The 18,113-nt window shown below is 71.9% G+C and carries 15 protein-coding genes; 10 read left to right on the top strand and 5 right to left on the bottom strand.

What is annotated here, in order from left to right:
• The first annotated feature begins 883 nt into the window (after positions 1–883).
• A complete protein-coding gene (locus tag AB0G74_RS29530; protein WP_361152320.1) occupies positions 884–1,678 on the top strand; it encodes a hypothetical protein in 795 nt (264 codons plus the stop codon).
• A gap of 27 nt (positions 1,679–1,705) precedes the next feature.
• On the opposite strand, the gene AB0G74_RS29525 is transcribed toward AB0G74_RS29530, so the two are convergent.
• Together AB0G74_RS29525 and AB0G74_RS29520 are read right to left on the bottom strand one after the other, a co-directional pair.
• Positions 1,706–4,165, bottom strand: coding sequence for an HAD-IC family P-type ATPase (locus tag AB0G74_RS29525; RefSeq protein WP_361152317.1), 2,460 nt, complete (start codon positions 4,163–4,165; stop codon positions 1,706–1,708).
• Positions 4,166–4,679: 514 nt separating this feature from the next.
• Positions 4,680–4,985: a DUF2530 domain-containing protein gene (locus tag AB0G74_RS29520; protein ID WP_361152314.1), complete on the bottom strand. Its 306-nt coding sequence runs from the start codon at positions 4,983–4,985 to the stop codon at positions 4,680–4,682.
• A gap of 218 nt (positions 4,986–5,203) precedes the next feature.
• Between AB0G74_RS29520 and AB0G74_RS29515 the strand changes: the two genes are divergently transcribed.
• Entirely contained in the window at positions 5,204–6,658 is a 1,455-nt protein-coding gene (locus tag AB0G74_RS29515) for an NCS2 family permease (protein ID WP_361152311.1), read from the top strand.
• 171 nt (positions 6,659–6,829) lie between these two features.
• On the opposite strand, the gene AB0G74_RS29510 is transcribed toward AB0G74_RS29515, so the two are convergent.
• The gene (locus tag AB0G74_RS29510; protein WP_358829088.1) at positions 6,830–7,012 is read right to left on the bottom strand and encodes a ribbon-helix-helix protein, CopG family; all 183 of its coding nucleotides are present in this window, start codon (positions 7,010–7,012) and stop codon (positions 6,830–6,832) included.
• Positions 7,013–7,177: 165 nt separating this feature from the next.
• Here AB0G74_RS29510 and AB0G74_RS29505 point away from each other — a divergent pair, with 165 nt between their 5' ends.
• The 3 genes from AB0G74_RS29505 to thpR are packed head-to-tail and all read left to right on the top strand — an operon-like array spanning position 7,178 to position 9,630.
• The gene (locus AB0G74_RS29505) at positions 7,178–7,642 is read left to right on the top strand and encodes a MarR family transcriptional regulator (protein ID WP_361152308.1); all 465 of its coding nucleotides are present in this window, start codon (positions 7,178–7,180) and stop codon (positions 7,640–7,642) included.
• 25 nt (positions 7,643–7,667) lie between these two features.
• On the top strand, positions 7,668–9,035 hold the full coding sequence (locus tag AB0G74_RS29500; RefSeq protein ID WP_361152305.1) for an MFS transporter: 1,368 nt from the start codon (positions 7,668–7,670) through the stop codon (positions 9,033–9,035).
• The gene (gene thpR / locus AB0G74_RS29495; protein WP_361152302.1) at positions 9,025–9,630 is read left to right on the top strand and encodes an RNA 2',3'-cyclic phosphodiesterase; all 606 of its coding nucleotides are present in this window, start codon (positions 9,025–9,027) and stop codon (positions 9,628–9,630) included. The genes AB0G74_RS29500 and thpR overlap by 11 nt, the downstream gene beginning before the upstream one ends.
• Before the next feature lie 354 nt (positions 9,631–9,984).
• Here the strand turns inward: thpR and AB0G74_RS29490 are convergent, their stop codons facing one another.
• Positions 9,985–10,983 (bottom strand): aldo/keto reductase, encoded by a 999-nt coding sequence (locus AB0G74_RS29490; RefSeq protein WP_361152298.1) that lies wholly within the window; start codon positions 10,981–10,983, stop codon positions 9,985–9,987.
• Between the two features lie 259 nt (positions 10,984–11,242).
• Here AB0G74_RS29490 and AB0G74_RS29485 point away from each other — a divergent pair, with 259 nt between their 5' ends.
• From AB0G74_RS29485 to AB0G74_RS29465, 5 genes are all read left to right on the top strand, one after another.
• Positions 11,243–12,268: a glycosyltransferase family 2 protein gene (locus tag AB0G74_RS29485; RefSeq protein ID WP_361152295.1), complete on the top strand. Its 1,026-nt coding sequence runs from the start codon at positions 11,243–11,245 to the stop codon at positions 12,266–12,268.
• Between the two features lie 3 nt (positions 12,269–12,271).
• Positions 12,272–13,822, top strand: a complete 1,551-nt coding sequence (locus tag AB0G74_RS29480; protein WP_361152292.1) for a DUF6056 family protein — start codon at positions 12,272–12,274, stop codon at positions 13,820–13,822.
• Positions 13,823–13,925: 103 nt separating this feature from the next.
• On the top strand, positions 13,926–14,627 hold the full coding sequence (locus AB0G74_RS29475; RefSeq protein WP_361152289.1) for an N-acyl homoserine lactonase family protein: 702 nt from the start codon (positions 13,926–13,928) through the stop codon (positions 14,625–14,627).
• Between the two features lie 432 nt (positions 14,628–15,059).
• Positions 15,060–16,103, top strand: coding sequence for a WD40 repeat domain-containing protein (locus AB0G74_RS29470; protein WP_361152286.1), 1,044 nt, complete (start codon positions 15,060–15,062; stop codon positions 16,101–16,103).
• 108 nt (positions 16,104–16,211) lie between these two features.
• The gene (locus AB0G74_RS29465) at positions 16,212–17,102 is read left to right on the top strand and encodes a GNAT family N-acetyltransferase (RefSeq protein ID WP_361152283.1); all 891 of its coding nucleotides are present in this window, start codon (positions 16,212–16,214) and stop codon (positions 17,100–17,102) included.
• 86 nt (positions 17,103–17,188) lie between these two features.
• On the opposite strand, the gene AB0G74_RS29460 is transcribed toward AB0G74_RS29465, so the two are convergent.
• On the bottom strand, positions 17,189–18,058 hold the full coding sequence (locus tag AB0G74_RS29460) for a TetR/AcrR family transcriptional regulator (protein WP_361152280.1): 870 nt from the start codon (positions 18,056–18,058) through the stop codon (positions 17,189–17,191).
• Between the last annotated feature and the right edge of the window lie 55 nt (positions 18,059–18,113).

The following is an 18,113-nucleotide window of genomic DNA, read 5'->3' as shown; positions in this document are numbered from 1 at the left end:
TTGTCTTGTGGCGGGAGGGTCGGTGGCCTCCGGGCTCACCTCCTCACGGACGGCGGAAGTGAGGGTCTTGTCCGGGAGACCCGGTCTTTTCCGCCGTCCGTTGCGGGGGCGACCCTGCACCCCCCGACCACGCGCACTGGACATGCCACTCGGGGCTGGAGCCCGTCCCGGGGAGAGGGGTGGCTGCCACCTGATGTGGTCGATCCACCCGCCCCCCGGTGGCTGGTTGCCCGCGCAGTTCCCCGCGCCCCTGGTAGCCCCCTTCGCCGCCCTCCGAAAGGGCCCTGCCCCTCATCCCGGGGCCGGGACCTATAGGAAGGGGCCCACAGCTCCTTCTCCCGGGGCCGGGACCCTTTTCAGGTCCGGTGCGGGGGAGAGCATTAGGTGGCGCTGGGGGTCCCCCCATTGCCGAAGGCATAGGGGGCGGAACTGCGCGAACGGCCCACGACGGCCCGCAGCCGAAACACTTCCGGAGGAAGCACTATCCCCCGCCCGGAGGGCGCCCCCTTCGCAAGGGCGATGAGGAGGGCAACCAGGGGCGCGGGGAACTGCGCGACCGGCCACGACGGTGGTGCGGACCGCGAACAACATCAGGTCGCCGGGCGCGGCCCGGGTTGTGGGCCTCACCCGGAGGGCCAAGGCGCTGGGGGTCCCCCCATTGCCCAAGGCATAGGGGGCGGAACTGCGCGACCAGCCAGCCACGGTCCGCGGACCGCGAACAACACCAGGCCCCCCGGGCGCGGCCCGGTTAGTGAGGCGGCGACCTGGAAGCCTCCGCCGCCGAAGCCACCCGCGTCGCTGAAGGGACGATCCTGCATTTACTTCGCGTGTTTGGAGGGTGAAAACGTTTGGATCGCGCGGCGCGGCGTGATGGGGTTGCCGGGTGACCCCAACCGCTCCCGCCGCCTCGGCCGCCGAGGAGTACGCCACGCTGCTGAACCGGGTCCGCAGGGACCGCCGGGTGCTCGGCCTCGTTCTGACGGGGTCGCGGGCCGGGGAGGGGCTGGCGACCGAGTATTCGGATTACGACGTCTATCTCGTCGTCGCGGACGGCACGGAGGATCCCGAGCTGGGTGAGGGGCCGCTCGCGGCCCTGATCCGGCGGGATGACCGGCTGGATGTGATGGTGCTGCCGCTGGCCGAGTTCCGGGAGCACGCGCTGCCCGGTTCGGGGACGGAGTGGAACCGGTACGCCTTCACGCACGCCAAGGTGGAGATGGACACGGCCGACGGGCTGATCGGCGATCTCGTCACCGCGAAGGGCACTTTGGGCCGGGCGGAGGGCGCCGTGCTGGCGCCGGAGTATCTGGACGCGTTTCTGAACAGCGCCTACCGCTGTCTGAAGAGCGCGCGGGACGGTCAGCCGCTGGCCGCCGGGCTGGACGCGGCGGAGGCGGTGCCGTACTACCTGACGTATCTCTTCGCCGCCCACAACCGGGTCAGGCCGTACAACAAGTATCTGGCCTGGGAGCTGAGGCACCATCCGCTGAGCCGCCCCGAGTGGTCCCCGGAGCGGCTGCTGCCGCTGCTGGGCCGGGTGCTGGCGGCCGATGGCGCCCCGTCGGCGGTGCGGACCCTTTTCAACGACGTGGAGCCGCATGCCCGCGCCTGGGGCCATGGCCCGGTGCTGGACGCCTGGGGTGACGATCTGCTGCTGCTCCGGGGTGCCGGGGGCTGACCCGGCGGGAAGCCGCGCCGTGTGCCGTCACGCCGGGAATCTGCGGTCCACCACCCGCCACGCGAGCTCCAGCAGTACGCCCGCCGCCGCCGCGATGCCGACCGCCGCCCAGGGCATGGACGTGCCCACCAGCTTCAGTGCGAAGAACTCCTGGAGCCACGGCACCACCAGCACGATCAGGAACCCCAGTCCCATCGTGGCGACCAGGGCGATCCGCCACCAGGTGTAGGGGCGGGCGACGATCGCCAGGACCCAGAGGGCCACCAGGAAGAGCGTCAGGGTCGCGGCGCTGGTCTCCGCGTCGAGGGCGTCCGGTCCCGAGTAGTGGGAGCGGGCCAGCAGATAGCTGGTGAAGGTGGCGGCCGCCGCGATGACCCCGGAGGGGATCGCGTACCGCATCACGCGCCGTACGAAGTGCGGTCTGGCCCGTTCCTTGTTGGGCGCCAGGGCCAGGAAGAACGCGGGGACCCCGATGGTCAGGGTGGCCAGCAGGGTCAGGTGGCGCGGCAGGAACGGGTACTCGACCTGGCTGATGACGACGAGGATCGCCAGCAGTACCGAGTAGACCGTCTTGGTGAGGAAGAGCGTCGCGACCCGGGTGATGTTGCCGATCACCCGGCGGCCCTCGGCGACCACCGACGGCAGGGTGGCGAAGCTGTTGTTCAGCAGCACGATCTGGGCGACCGCGCGGGTCGCCTCGGAGCCGGAGCCCATGGAGACCCCGATGTCCGCGTCCTTGAGGGCGAGGACGTCGTTGACGCCGTCGCCGGTCATGGCGACCGTATGGCCCCGGGACTGGAGCGCGCCGACCATGTCCCGCTTCTGTTGCGGGGTGACCCGGCCGAAGACGGCACCCGCCTCCAGGGCCGCCGCCATCGCGTCGCGGTCGGTGGGGAGTGCGCGGGCGTCGACGGTGCTGCCGGGGCGTTCGGCGCCGGGGAGGCCGAGTTTGGCGGCGACCGCGCCGACGGAGACCGCGTTGTCGCCGGAGATCACCTTCGCGGTGACGTCCTGGTCGGCGAAGTAGGCGAGGGTCTCGGCGGCGTCGGGCCGGAGCCGCTGCTCCAGTACGACGAGGGCGGCCGGGTCGGCGCCCGCCGGGTCCTCCAGCGATGTGGACCGGGCCAGCAGCAGTACCCGCAGCCCCTGCTCGTTGAAGTGGTCGACATCGGTGAGTACCGGGTCACCGGGGGCCAGCAGCACATCGGGCGCGCCCAGCAGCCACGTGGAGGTCTCCCCGCCGCCCTCGTCGAACCGGGCGCCGCTGTACTTGCGGGCCGAGGAGAACGGCCGGGCCTCAGCGACCCGCCACCCGGACTCGTCGGGGTGGGCTTCGGCGATGGCCGCCAGGGACGCGTTGGGCCGGGGGTCCGAGCCGCCGACCGCGCCCAGGACCCGCCGGACGTACGCCGGATCCGCCCCGCCCAGCGGCCGTACCTCGGCGACGTCCATCCCGCCCTCGGTCAGCGTGCCGGTCTTGTCGAGACAGACCACGTCGACCCGGGCCAGGCCCTCGATCGCGGGCAGCTCCTGCACCAGGCACTGCTTACGGCCCAGCCGGATCACGCCGATCGCGAAGGCGACCGAGGTCAGCAGGACGAGGCCCTCCGGGATCATCGGCACGATCCCGCCGACCGTCCGGGCGATGGAGTCCTTCAGATCGGCGTCCTTCACCACGAGCTGGCTGATGATCAGACCGATCGCGGTGGGGACCATCATCCAGGTGACGTACTTCAGGATGGTGCTGATCCCGCTGCGCAGCTCCGAATGGACCAGGGTGAAGCGGGACGCCTCCTCGGCGAGCTGGGCCGCGTACGCCTCCCGGCCGACCTTGGTCGCGGTGAACGCGCCACCGCCCGCGACCACGAAACTGCCCGACATCACCGGGTCGCCGGGCCGCTTGAGCACGGGATCGGCCTCGCCGGTGAGCAGCGACTCGTCGATCTCCAGCGCGTCCGCCTCGGCGACCGTGCCGTCGACCACGACCTTGTCGCCCGGGCCCAGCTCGACCAGGTCCCCGAGGACGATCGCCGAGGTGGAGACCTCGACGGCCGTCCCGTCCCGCCGTACGGTCGGCTTCGCCTCCCCGATCACCGCGAGCCCGTCGAGGGTCTTCTTGGCGCGCAGCTCCTGGATGATCCCGATCCCGGTATTGGCGATGATCACAAAGCCGAAGAGGCTGTCCTGGATCGGGGCGACGACCAGCATGATCGCCCACAGCACGCCGATGATCGCGTTGAACCGGGTGAAGACATTGCCGCGGATGATGTCCGCGGTGGAGCGGGACGAGCGGACGGGAACGTCGTTGATCTCCCCGCGCGCGACGCGCTCGGCGACCTCGGCGGAGGTCAGCCCCCGCGCCCGCCCGGGCGCGGGTGGCGGCACCGGGTGCACGGGGTCCAGCTCGGCCCCCGCGTCGATGACGGGTCTCTCGCGGGGCCGGTCGCGGTTGTGGTCGTCCGGTTCGATCCTGGCCGACTGCGTCATGCTCGTACGGTACGACGCGACTTCCTCCACCGCCCGTGCGCGCGCCAAGTTGTGGATAACCACGCGCCGCGCCCGGTGTCCTCGTCGCGCAGGGGCCCGTCTCCTACGAAGGCGGCGCTGGGGAGAGCATTTAGGGGCGCGGGGAACTGCGCGACCAGCCACGACGTTGGTGCGGACCGCGAACAACAGCAGGCTGCCCGGCGCGGCCCGGTGTTGTGGGCCTCAGCCGGAGGGCCAAGGCGCTGGGGGTCCCCCCATTGCCGAAGGCATAGGGGGCGGAACTGCGCGACAAGCCACGACGGTGGCGCGGACCGCGAACTACACCAGGTTGCCGGGCGAGACCCGGGGTGTGGGCCTCACCCGGAGGGCCAAGGCGCCGGGGGTCCCCCCCCATTGCCGAAGGCACAGGGGGAGGAACTGCGCGACAAGCCACATACGGGCCGCAGGCCGCCGCGCGGCCCGGTAGTGGCGGGTCCTCCCCGGAGGGTCGCCGCGCGCTCCGGGGCGAGGGGCCTCAAGAGTCGCGGGTCTCCGCAGCGGAAGGCGACTCCGCGGAAGGCGACTCCGGCGACGGCGTCTCCGACGCCCTCCGCAGGGCCGCGTCGCGGCCGCGGACGTACCAGATGCCGATCAGGCCCAGACCCCCGCCCGCGAGGCAGGTCCAGACCCACCACATCAGATCGCGGTCGTCGAACCAGCTGTAGAAGGGGATCTGCACCAGGAAGAGGGCGAACCAGATGATCGTGCCGCCGGTGATGGTGGCGACGACCGGACCCTCCAGGGGCTCGGGCGCCTCGTGCCGGGGTGTCCACTTCGCCATGTGATCAGTGTAGGCGCGGGGCGCATGCGCCCGGGTGGGGCCCGGTCGGTGCCGGTCGGTGGGTGTCTACGCGCGGAGATGGCGCTCCCGCTTTTATGTGTTCATACTGAAACGGTTTGCCCATGGCCGGTTCTATTCGTATGAATGCACAAAAACGTCGCAGAGCCGCCACGCTCGACCATGCACCTGACTCCCCGATTCCGCTTGATGAGGACCGCATGACTCCCTCGGCCCCCGCCGTATCCCCCGGGACTCCCGAGTCCCCGTCGAAGGAGCCCTCCGGCGGCCTCGACCGGTACTTCCGGATCTCGGCGCGCGGTTCCACCGTCGCCCGCGAGGTCCGGGGCGGTTTCGCCACCTTCTTCGCGATGGCGTACATCATCGTGCTGAACCCGATCATCCTGGGCAGTGCGAAGGACATCCACCAGAACCAGCTGGACGGCGGTGAGCTGGTCACCGCCACCGTGCTGACGGCGGCGTTCTCCACCCTCCTCATGGGTGTGATCGGCAATGTGCCGATCGCGCTCGCGGCGGGCCTGGGCGTGAATACCGTCGTCGCCCTCCAGCTCGCGCCCAGGATGTCCTGGGCGGACGCGATGGGCATGGTGGTGCTCGCCGGTTTCGTGGTGATGCTGCTGGTCGCGACCGGGCTCCGGGAACGGGTGATGAGCGCGGTGCCACGCAGTCTGCGCAAGGGCATCGCGATCGGTATCGGTCTCTTCATCATGCTGATCGGCCTGGTGGACGCGGGCTTCGTGACCCGGATCCCGGACGTCGCGGACACGACCGTACCGCTGACCCTGGGCAGCGGCGGTCACCTCGCCGGCTGGCCGGTCCTGGTCTTCGTGCTGGGCGCGCTGCTCACCCTGATCCTGATCATCCGCAAGGTGCCGGGCGCGATCCTGCTCTCCATCGTGGTGATGACGATCGTCGCGATGATCATCGAGGCGGTGGCGAAGGTCCCGAGCTGGGGTCTGACCACCCCGGAGTGGCCCGGCAGCCCGGTCGCCACCCCGGACTTCGGCCTGGTCGGCGAGATGAGCCTGTTCGGCGGCTTCGAGAAGGTCGGCATCCTCACCGGCTCCCTCTTCGTCTTCACCGTGCTGCTCTCCTGCTTCTTCGACGCGATGGGCACGATCCTGGGCGTCGGCGACGAGGCCAAGCTGCTCGACAAGGACGGCAATCTGCCGGGGATCAACAAGGTCCTCTTCGTCGACGGCATCGCGGTCGCCTCCGGCGGCGCGACCTCGTCCTCCGCGACGACCTGTTTCGTGGAGTCCACGGCGGGCGTCGGCGAGGGCGCCCGTACCGGCCTGGCGTCGGTGGTCACCGGCGGTCTCTTCACCCTGGCGCTCTTCTTCACCCCGCTGGCCACGATGGTCCCGTCCCAGGCGGCCACTCCCGCCCTGCTGGCGGTGGGCTTCCTGATCCTGGCGGGCTCGATCCGCGACATCGACTGGAGCGACTACACCGTCTCGGTCCCCGCGTTCCTGGCGATGGTGATGATGCCCTTCACCTACTCCATCACCAACGGCATCGGCATCGGCTTCATCGCCTTCAGCGTGCTGCGGCTGGCGGCGGGGCGCGGCCGTGAGGTCCCGGTCGCGATGTACGTGGTCTCGGCGGTCTTCGTCTTCTACTACGCGATGCCCGCCCTCGGCCTCGCCAAGTAGCTGGGACTCCCGCCCGGACATCAGGGGCCGGTTCCGGACACTCCGTCCGGGACCGGCCCTTCGCCGTACCCGGCCGGGGATGGGCCCAAAGGCGCGGGCCCGGGATCCGGAAGCACGGGACCGGGGTACGTCAGCCCGGGGCCGGACCCCCTGCGCGCCGCCCCCCGCCCGTCACATCCGCCCGTAGAACTCGTCCGTCTCCTCGACCGCCGACTTGAACCGTTCGTCGAAGTCGTCGCGGACGAGCGTACGGACCACATAGTCCTGGACGCTCATCCCGCGTTTCGCGGCATGGCCCCTGAGGCGTTCCAGCAGGTCGGCGTCTACCCGGAGGCTGAGGACAGTCGATTTCATGCCGTCAGGGTCGCGCCGGGCGCGCGCCGAGTGGGTGATTTTTCGCCTCCGGATCACTCAAACGGGTGATGGGGGGTTTCGATGAGCGGTGGTAGACCCCTGCCCGGCTCATCGAAGGGCCCCCCGACTGGTATTTAGACAGAGTAATGAGTTATGCTAACGAACATGTCAGACCTGTCCCATGGCGACACCGACGGCCCGCACGGCGACGACGCCGACCAGGCCGCGGTGAACGCGCTGCGCTCGGCCGTGATGCGGCTGGGCCGCCGGCTCAAGCACCAGCGAGTCGACGAGTCGCTGAGCCCCACCGAGATGTCGGTGCTCGGCACCCTCGCCCGGTCCGGCTCGGCCACCCCCGGGGAGCTGGCGCGGCGGGAGCACGTACAGCCGCCGTCGATGACCCGGATCGTGGCGCTGCTGGAGGCGAAGGGACTGGTCCGGCTGGAGCCGCACCCCGACGACCGGAGGCAGAAGGTCGTCAGCCGGACCGAGCAGGCCGAGGCCATGCTCGAGGAGAGCCGCCGCAAGCGGAACGCCTGGCTGACCGAGCTGGCCGAGGGTCTCGACGAAGACGAGTGGGAGAAGCTGCGCGCCGCCGCCCCCGTCCTGGAGAAGCTCGCACACCTGTAACCGACGGCCGAGGAGGCGAACACTTTTGCGTACGGGACCCGGAGCAGACTCCGCACCCGCACCCTCTCCCACCACGATGTTCAGCTCGCTGAAGATCCGGAACTACCGGCTCTTCGCGATGGGGCAGGTCGTCTCCAACACTGGTACCTGGATGCAGCGGATCGCCCAGGACTGGCTGGTGCTCACCCTCACCGGCTCGGCGTCGGCGGTCGGTATCACCGTCGCGCTGCAGTTTCTGCCGATGCTGCTGTTCGGGCTGTACGGCGGAGTGCTCGCCGACCGGCTCCCCAAGCGGCCCCTGCTGCTGTTCACCCAGTCCGCGATGGCTTTCACCGGCCTCGCGCTCGCCGTCCTGACCCTCACCGGTGAGGTCCAGGTCTGGCATGTCTATCTGACCGCCTTCCTGCTCGGTCTGGTCACCGTGGTCGACAACCCGGCCCGGCAGACCTTCGTCTCCGAGATGGTCGGCCCGGACCAGCTCGCCAACGCGGTCAGCCTCAACGGCGCCAACTTCCAGTCCGCCCGGCTGGTCGGCCCGGCCGTCGCCGGTGTGCTGATCACCGCGGTCGGCAGCGGCTACGCCTTCCTCTTCAACGGCCTCTCCTTCCTCGCGACCATCGTCAGCCTGCTGCTGATGCGCCCCGCCGAACTGCACAAGTCCGTCCGCGCCCCGCGCGGCAAGGGCCAGCTCCGCGAGGGGCTGCGTTATGTCTCCGCCCATCCCGAGCTGATCTGGCCGATCGTCCTGGTCGGCTTCATCGGCACCTTCGGCTTCAACTTCCCGATCTGGCTCTCCGCCTTCGTCCACGACGTCTACGGTTCCGGCGCCGAGACCTACGGCCTGCTGAACACCCTGATGGCGGTCGGCTCCCTGGTCGGCGCGCTGCTGGCGGCCCGGCGCGGTACGTCGAGGCTGTCGATACTGGTGGGCGCCGCGGTCCTCTTCGGCGCCCTGGAGATCGTCGCGGCCTTCGCCCCCACCTTCTGGGTCTTCGCCGCGATCCTGGTCCCCATCGGGATGTTCGGCCTCACGGTCAACGTGACCGCGAACACCAGCATCCAGATGGCCACCGACCCGGCCGTCCGGGGCCGGGTGATGTCCCTCTTCATGATGGTCTTCGTCGGCGGTACGCCGGTGGGCGCGCCGATTGTCGGCTGGATCACCGACGTCTACGGCCCCCGGATCGGCTTCGCCGCGGGCGGCGCGGTCTCCCTGCTGGCCGCGATCGGGGTCGGGCTGATGCTCTCCCGCGCGGCGGGCGTCCGGCTCAAGCTCGATCTGCGGCCCGGCCGTCCGCATCTGGCGCTGGTGCCCCGGCAGCGGGACCGCCGGTCCGGCCCGGCCGAGAACGAGGCCGAGGCCGAATCCGGGCGGGTGACCGGTGCCGTCTGACCGGCCCGGTGCGGGCGCGGTCGTACGCCTCTTCACCGCCGTGGTGCCGCCGCCCGACCGGCTCGAAGAGCTGGAGGCGGCCGTACGGCGGCTGCGGGAGCTGCCCGGCTCCGACGGACTGCGCTGGACCGGGCGGGACGTCCGGCACTGCACCCTCGCCTTCTACGGCGATATCGCCGAGGGGCTGCTGCCCGAGCTGACGGAGCGCTGCGGCCGGGCCGCCCGGCGCTCCGTACCGTTCCGGATCGCCGCCGGTGGCGGCGGTCACTTCGGGCAGGGCGTGCTGTGGGCCGGGGTACTGGCCGAACCGGACGATCTCGCGGCCCTGCGCAGGCTCGCCGAACGGGCCGGGGCCGCCGCCCGCAGAACCGGGATCGCGATGGCGGAGCACCGGCGCTACACCCCGCATCTCACCCTCGCCAGGACCCGCCGGGGCATCGCCCCCAACCGGCTCGCGGGCTACGCCGCCGAGCTGGCCGGATTCGCGGGCACGCCCTGGGACGTCACGGAGTACGCCCTGATCCGCAGCCATCCCCCGGCCGGGGGCCGGGACTCCTGGTACGAGACCCTCGCCACCTGGCGGCTGGGCCGCTGAGATACCGGGTTAGTCTCAAGGGGTGAAGACCAAGACCAGGAACCGGATCATGGCCGGTGCGCTCGTACTGATGTTCGTGATTATCGCGATGGCCTCGGTCCTCGGGCTGTAGCCGCGGACGGCGGTACGACTCCGGCGGCGTACGGCTCAGGAGTCGTACCCGAACCGGCCCCGGGGCCGCCGCGCCCCGGTAGCAGCGGGTACGCCTCCGGAACCGGCGGTACGGAATCTTCAGGCGTGCCCGGCGCGCGGGCCCGGCCGCTCCGATCCGTGCCCGGAACAACGGGACGCCGGGAGGAGCGGTGCCGTACCCGGCTCCGGCCGCCGTACGACACCCCCCTCACCGGCCGCGTCCTACCAGGCGTACGCCTCCGGCGCCGGGCCCACCGGCGGGAAGATCTCGTCCAGCGCCGTCAGCAGCTCCTCGTCCAGCCGCAGCTCCGCCGCCCGCAGCGCGCCCGCCAACTGCTCCGCCGTCCGGGGGCCCACGATCGGCCCGGTGATCCCGGGGCGGGTCAGCAGCCAGGCAAGCGCCACCTCGCCCGGGTTCAGACCGTGTTTGTCCAGCAGGTCCTCGTAGGCCGTGATCCGGTCGCGGACGCCCGGCTCGCCGAGCAGCGGCGAACCCATATTGCCCAGCTGCCGCGTCGCCGCGCCCTCGCGCTGCTTGCGGAGCACCCCGCCGAGCAGCCCGCCGTGCAGCGGTGACCAGGGGATCACCCCGAGCCCGTACTCCCGCGCAGCCGGGATCACCTCCAGCTCCGAGCGGCGTTCGAAGAGGTTGTAGAGGCACTGCTCGCTCACCAGCCCGTACGAATTCCGGCGGCGGGCCTCCTCGTTCATCTGGGCGATCTTCCAGCCGGGGAAGTTGGAGCTGCCCGCGTAGAGGATCTTGCCCTGCTGGATCAGGGTGTCGACCGCCTGCCAGATCTCGTCCACGGGGGTCGCCCGGTCGATGTGGTGGAACTGGTAGACGTCGATCCGGTCGGTGCCGAGCCGCTTCAGGCTGGCCTCGACCGCGCGGCGGATGCCGTAGGCGGAGAGCTTGTCGTGGTTGGGCCAGACCGGTCCGTCCTCGTTGTGGACGGCTCCGTACCCCTTGGTCGCGAGGACGATCTTGTCGCGCCGGCCGCCGCCTCGCGCCAGCCAGTTGCCGATGATCGTCTCGGTCGTTCCGCGCTGCCCCGGCCCGCCGTAGGTGTTGGAGGTGTCGAAGAGGTTGACGCCCGCGGCGAGCGCCGTGTCCATGATCGCGTGGCTGTCGGCTTCGGAGGTGTAGGGCCCGAAGTTCATCGTCCCGAGGACGATCCTGCCGACTTTCAGTCCGGTACGTCCCAGCTGCGTGTACTCCATGGCCCTATACATAGACCCCCGTGGGGTGTTCGAAGCAAGAGGGCGCCGGGTGATCGGCCGGACCGGGCGTTGCCTCGTACGAGTGGTCCCCGGTTGACGGAAAAGGGTGGATATCGCCATCCTGGGCGCCCGAACCGTGCGTCTGTGGCCCCCGTCACAGCCGGCCGGGTTCGGGCGCGGCACCGCTGAAACGGTCCGACCGCCGGAAAGCCCACCGGGAAAGCCCACCGGGGAAGTCCACGAGGGAAGCCGTTCTCCCATGCCCAAGATCTCCATCGTCGTTCCGTGTTTCAACGAGAACGAGGTGATCGAGACCTTCCACGCCACGCTCGTCACCACCCTCGACGCCGCCCTCGTCGCGGGCGGCGGCCCGGCCGCCCGGGACGACTACGAGATCTGCTACGTCGACGACGGCAGTACCGACGGCACCCGCGACCGGCTCCGGCGGCTCTCCGACGGCGACCGGCGGGCCCGCTACGCCTCCTTCAGCCGGAACTTCGGCAAGGAGTCCGCGATGCTCGCCGGGCTGCGGATGGCCCGGGGCGAGGCCGTCGTCCTGATGGACGCCGACCTCCAGCACCCGCCGGAACTCGTGCCGCGGATACTGGCGTTGTACGGGCACGGCTACGACCAGGTCGTCGCCCGCCGCGACCGCAGCGGCGACGGAGTGCTCAGAACCCGGCTCAGCCGCCTCTACTACCGGCTGGTCCGCCGGGCGATGGACGTCGAGGTGGTGGACGGCGCCGGGGACTTCCGGCTGCTCTCCCGCCGCGCCGTCGAAGCCCTGCTGACCCTCCCCGAGAACAATCGCTTCTCCAAGGGCCTCTTCTCCTGGATCGGCTTCGACACCGTCACCTTCACCTACGAGAACGTGCAGCGGGCCGCCGGAACGTCCAAGTGGGGCGGGCGGCGGCTGGTCAACTACGGCATCGACGGGCTGCTCTCCTTCAACAGCCGCCCCCTGCGGCTTGCCATCCACACCGGTCTGTGGCTGGTGCTCTCCGCTCTCGGCTACGCCCTCTGGACCGTCGCCGGAGTCCTGGTCAGCGGCGTCGACACCCCCGGCTACGCGACCCTGATCGCGGTCATGGTCGGTCTCGGCGGAATCCAGATCGCCACCCTCGGGGTGATCGGCGAGTACGTGGGCCGGATCTACCACGAGACCAAACGGCGCCCGCACTACGTGATCCGGGAAACCGACGCTTCAGCCCCACCCGCACCCGCACCCGCCGCCACCGCGCCCAGGGCGCTGGCCGCGCCCGGGCCGCGCGAGAGCCGGGGCTGAGCCGTGACCGCACATACCGGCACACCGGCCCCGGCCGCCGCGCCCCGCACCGGGCCGGACTCCCCGCCCGACACCGCGCCCGACACCGGCCCCCCGCCGCCGGGCCGCCGCCCGTTCGCCGCCCGGTGGCCCCTCGCCCTCGCCGCGTTACCCCTCGGACTGCTCGCCCTCGCCTTCTGGTTCGGCCGGTACGTCCGCCCCGGCGCCGACGAGTGGTGCTTCCTGCCCCGGGTCCGCGACGACGGCATGTGGGGCCTGGTCCACACCTTCTGGGCCACCGACAACGGCCGGATCGCCAACGGTCTCCTCGTCGGCGCCTACGCCGAGTTCCCCGTCGCCGGACACCAGTGGTACGGGCCCGTCAGCGGCGCCCTGATCCTGCTGCTGCTGTGGGCGACGGCCGCCGCCGCGATCCGCCGGGCCGGACTCGTGGTCCCGCGCGGCATGCCCCTGCTGATCGCCGCGACGGCCGTCGCCGCCCTCCTGTTCGCCACCCCGAACACGTACAAGACGTTCTACTGGCCCGCCGCCTCCGTCTCGCACACCCTCGCGCCCGCCCTCGCCGCCGGGGCCGCCGTACCCCTGCTGCGGGCCCGCACCCGCCGGGGCCTGGCCGGGGCGCTCGCCGTCGCCGGACTCGCGGGCGCCTTCGTCGGCACGCTCTCCGAGGAGACCTCGGTCGTCGTCCTCGTCGTCCTCGGCGCCACCCTGCTCTGCGCCGGGCCGCTGCTGACGGAGCCGTACCGCCGCCCGGTCCGGCTCTGGGCACTCACCGGCGCCGCCGGGGTCGCCGCCGGAACGCTGATCCTCGTCACCTCGCCCGGCTCCCGCAACCGGCGCGGCCGGTACGACGCCGAGAGCGTGTCGATGCTCGCCCCCGAATCGCTGCTCGGCGCGGCGCGCGGCTTCGCGGAGATCCTCGGTACGACCCTGACGACCTGGCCGTATCTCGGCGTGATCGCCGCCGGGGTGCTGCTGGGCCTGACCGCCCGGCGCGCCGAGGGGGCGGCCCGGGTCTTCCGCCCGGTGCGCCCGGCGGCCGTACCGGGCCTCTGCGCGGGCGCGTTCCTGCTCTCCGGCTACCTCTGTACGGTGATCACGTACCCCGTCTTCGGCGCCGCCGTCACCACCACCGAACGCACCTGGAACGACTATCTGCCGCTCTGGGTCCTGCTGCTGACGGTCACGGGCGCGCTCCTCGGCCACCGGATCCGGACCACGGCGACGGGGTCGGCGCCGGTGCCGGGACGCTCCGGGCGCGCGGCCGTCGCCGCGGCCGTGATCTGCGCGGTCACCACCGGCGCGCTCGCCGCCGATCTGACGGACCTCGGCCACGACATGCGGATCCGGGCGGACCGCTGGGACCGCCAGGACACCTATCTCCGCGCGGGCGCCGCCCGGGGCGAGACGGTCATGCCGTACACCCCGACCCGGGTCTCCCGCATGCTGGAACCCTTCGCCCGCGACGGCCGCCGCCCCTGGCCCGCGACCTGCGTCGCCGACTACTACCACCTGGACCGGGTCACGTACGCGCGCACGTTCCAGGGGCCGTGACGCGGGGCAGAACCCTCCGGACAGGGCGCCCGGGGCGGGGTTCGGCCCGGCGCCGACGGCTGCGACGGCCTGAACGGTTCGGACGGCTCGGACGGAGGTTCCCATGCCCGAGGTCGTACCGCTCGATCTGGGGTACTTCGTCCGCCCGGCGGACGAGGCCGGACTGCCGTACCCCCGGGTCGAAGCCGTGACCGCCTATCTCGTCCGGCACCCGGGCGGGCTGCTCCTCTTCGACACCGGCATCGGTACCGGCGACGCCGCCGCCGACGCCCACTACCGGCCCCGGCGCCGCTCCCTGCCCGCCGCACTGGCCGCGACCGGGGTCCGTACCGGCGACATCGACACCGTCGTCAACTGCCATCTCCACTTCGACCACTGCGGCGGCAACCCCCTCTTCCCCGAGGTGCCGATCGTCGTCCAGCGCACCGAACTCGCCGCCGCCCGCGCGGGCGGCCACACCATCGACGCCCTGATCGACTTCCCCGGCGCGGTCTACGAGCAACTCGACGGCGAACGGCTCCTGGCGCCCGGCGTCCGGATCCTGCCCACCCCGGGCCACACAGCCGGACACCAATCCCTGCTGGTCGAGACGGACCGGGGCGGCCCGGTGCTGCTGGCGGGGCAGGCGTACGACTCGGCGTCCGAGTACGCGGCGGCGGTCCTGGCCGTCCGGGCCGCCGCCGACGGGGTGGAACAGCCGCTGCCGCCGACCCGCCCGTGGCTCGCGCGCGTCACGGCCCTCGCGCCCCGCCGGATCCTCTTCGCCCACGACCACGCGCTCTGGGAACCTCCCGACCACGGCTAGCGCCGGCCCGCGCCGGACAGCCTGACGTTGTTCGCGGCCCGCGCCCCGGTGGTGGGCTGGTCGCGCAGTTCCGCCCCCTATGCCTTCGGCAATGGGGGGACCCCCAGAGCCTCGGCCCTCCGGCTGAGCGCTTTACCCCGGAGCCTGTGGGTGGTCCCCGCCCGTCTTTGCCGACCGCGCGCCTTCGGTGGCTGGTCTCGCAGTTCCCCGAGCCCCTAAATGCTCTCCCGAGCACCGCCTCTGTAGGAGGGACCCGTTCTCTCTGCTGGGGCGGTGAGAAGGGCAACCAGGGGCGCGGGGAACTGCGCGAACAGCCACAGGCGGTCCGCAGATCGCGTACAAACGACTGGTCGCCGGGCGCGGTCCGGCAGTCGGCCGAGGCGGGGGCTTTGGATCACCCGGGCTTTACCCCGGGAATGGCAGGCTTGGGGGATGCGCCCGTCTTTGAAACTTCCCGCCGTCCGCCGCGTCGGCGGCGCCCTTGCCGCGTTGTCGTTGGCGCTGCCGGTGCTCGTGCTCGCGGCCGCTGGTCCGGCCGTCGCCGACGGGCCCGATTCGACGTTCTCGTTCCAGGACGACCGGATCACGGAGTCCAGTGGTCTCGCGGCCAGCCGGAAGCACCCGGGGATCTACTGGACCCACAACGACCAGGACGAGCCGAGGGTCTTCGCGGTCGATTCGCGGACCGGTGAGACGGTGGCGACGATCACGCTGAAGGGTGTCGGCAAGCCGCGCGACATGGAGGCGGTCTCCGTCGGTCCCGACGGCCGGGTCTATGTCGGCGATATCGGTGACAACCTCAACGGGACCTGGCCGCATGTCTGGATCTACGCCTTTCCCGAGCCCGCCGAGCTGCGGGACGCCACGGTGAAGGCGACGCAGTACACGGTGGTGTACGAGGACGGGGCGCGGGACGCGGAGGCGCTGATGGTGCACCCGAAGACCGGCCGGGTGTACATCGCGTCCAAGAGTCAGGACGGCAGCGGGCTCTACGAGGCCCCGAAGACCCTCAGCGCCTCCGGGAAGAACGTCTTCCGGCGGATCGCGGACGATCTGCCGTGGGTCACGGACGGCGCGTTCTCGCCGGACGGCACCCGGCTGGTGCTGCGGACGTATCTCTCCGCCCGGGGGTACGAGTGGAAGCCGGAGGGGCGGCTCGGTGGCGACGACCGGGTCAAGGCGCCCATCCAGCGGCAGTCGGAGGGGGTGTCGTACACCTTGGACGGTTCGGCCCTGATGTTCGGTTCGGAGGGGCAGGGCGCCGAGGTGGAGCGGGTCACCGTCAAGGACGCGGGGAAGGGCGCCCGGTCGGCTGGCGGTTCGTCGAAGGGCGGCGGTACGGCCTCCGGGGACTCCGGCGACTCCGGCGAGGGGTCCGGCGGGGACGGTTCCGTCGATCTGACCACGGCGGTGCTCGTCGGCGCCGGAGCGCTCGGGCTGCTGCTGGTCCTGAAGCGGCTGTTCCGGCGGAACTGACCTCTCGCCGCCGGTCGTTGCGCGGGGCGCAAAGCCATTGGCGTCCGGGCGGGTCCGCCCGGCACGCTGGAGGCGACGGAGCGGACCGATCACGGAGGCGATGGGCCGGTGGCGACCACGACACTGGGCGCGGGCTGGGGGCTGCGGCCGTACGCGGACGGCGACCGGGGGGCCGTACTGGCCCTGGTCAACGCCGACCGGGTACCGGGCCAGCCGGAGGCCACCCCGGCGATGCTGGGGGAGGCGCTGGCCGGGCGGTCGCCGCAGAACGGGGAGTGGTGGGAGGAGCTGTCGCCCCCGGCGACGGACGTCCTGCACGATCCGTCGGGCGCGGTGGCGGGGGTCGTGTCGTATGCCGTACGGCCTGGTGACGGCGAGGGGTTCATCCTCTGGCTGCACTGCGCGGACGACCGGCCGGAGCTGCTGGCCGCGCTGGTGGACCGGGCGCTGGCGGTACTGGAGGCCGAAGGGCCGCGTACGGTCCACGCGTTCGAGATCTCGTCGGCCCTGAACTACGGCCTGGAAGCGCTGCCGGTACGGCACCGGCCCGCGCCCCGCCGGGTGCTGGAGGCCGCCGGGTTCGCGGGCCGGGACGAGTGGCGGTATCTCCACGCGGAGCTGCCGCTGGCCGGGCTGCCGTGCGCGGCGGACGTGGTGGTCGTGCCGTCGGGTGCCCAGATCCGGCTGGAGATCGTGGAGGACGGCCGGGCGGTCGCCGAGGCGCTGGTGGAGCACGGGCCCGGGGTACTGGGCGCGGTCTGGTGGCTCGGGGTGCTGCCGTCGGCCCGCCGCCGGGGGCTCGGGCTGCGGCTGCTGGGGTCGGCGCTGGAGCTGCTGGCGGAGTCCGGCGTACGGGAGGTCGTGCTGTACGTGGACGACGACCGGTCGATGCCGTCCCCGGTGCCGCCGCAGGACGACCGTACGGCGGCCAACCGGCTCTACGACCGGGCGGGGCTGACGGAGCTGGACCGGCTGTACTGCTTCACCCGCCCCGCCTGAGCGGGAACCGCTCGAACCCGGCCGCTCGAACCGGGCCCGTTCGAACCAGTTCCGTCTGAACCGGGCCTGCCCGAGCCGGGCGCTGGTTACGGCACCGACGGCCCGACGGGTTTCCGCGCGTCCGTCCCGGCCGGATCGGTCGTGCCGTCCAGGTCCCCGAGCGCCCTGCCCTCCGACGGCGGTCCGTACGTCCAGCCCGCCACCTCCCGCTCCCGCATCAGCACCTCCAGGCCCGTGACGAGCCGGCGTATCCCGAAGTCGAGATGGGCGAACTCCACCGAGAACGTCTCCTCGGAGAGCTGCGCCGTCAGCGGGAAGTCGCCGCTCTCCATCGCGGCGTGCAGAAACGGCTGCTGCACGCCCCAGAAGTCCTCGTGGCTGAGTCCGGTCGCCTCCACCGCCTCCGCCGAGTCGGCCGTCATCCGGGCGACACCGGTGGCCAGGCTCTGGACGGCGATGATCACCGAGATCTTCTCCGGGTCGGTGAGCCGCAGCCCCCGGAGGACGTAGAGGGCGGCCTCCATGCTGCGGATCGTGCTGGGGCCCAGCACCGTACGCGCCTGGTTGATCCTGAGCAGCCACGGATGCTCGGTGTACAGCTCCACATAGCCGCGGGCCATGCCCTGGAGCGAGTCGATCAGCTCGGGCGGCGGCGTGTCCTCCCCGGGCTGCTCCCAGTCGCCGGGGCCGCTCACCTTGTCGAGCATCAGATCGAGCAGCTCGGCCTTGCCGGGGACGTACCGGTAGAGGGACATCGTGCCGGTGCCGAGTTCGGTGGCGAGCCGCCGCATGGAGACCGCGGCCAGCCCCTCCGCGTCGGCGACCTCGATGGCCTTGGTCACGATCGCGTCGAGGGTCAGCCCCGGCTTGGGACCCCGGGTGGGCCGCTCCCCGGTCCCCCACATGAGTTCCAGGGCGCGGGCGATGTCCCCGCTGCCGGCAGTCTCGGTCGTCATGCCCTTCACCTTATTCCTCCTGTTCCGGCCGGTGTGCCACCCGTAGGTGCGTTGG

Source organism: Streptomyces sp. NPDC020875 (genome assembly GCF_040641415.1).
In the GTDB taxonomy this organism is placed as follows: domain Bacteria; phylum Actinomycetota; class Actinomycetes; order Streptomycetales; family Streptomycetaceae; genus Streptomyces.
The sequence above is the reverse complement of the archived record's forward strand: the minus strand, read 5'-3'. Positions and strand labels throughout refer to the sequence as shown.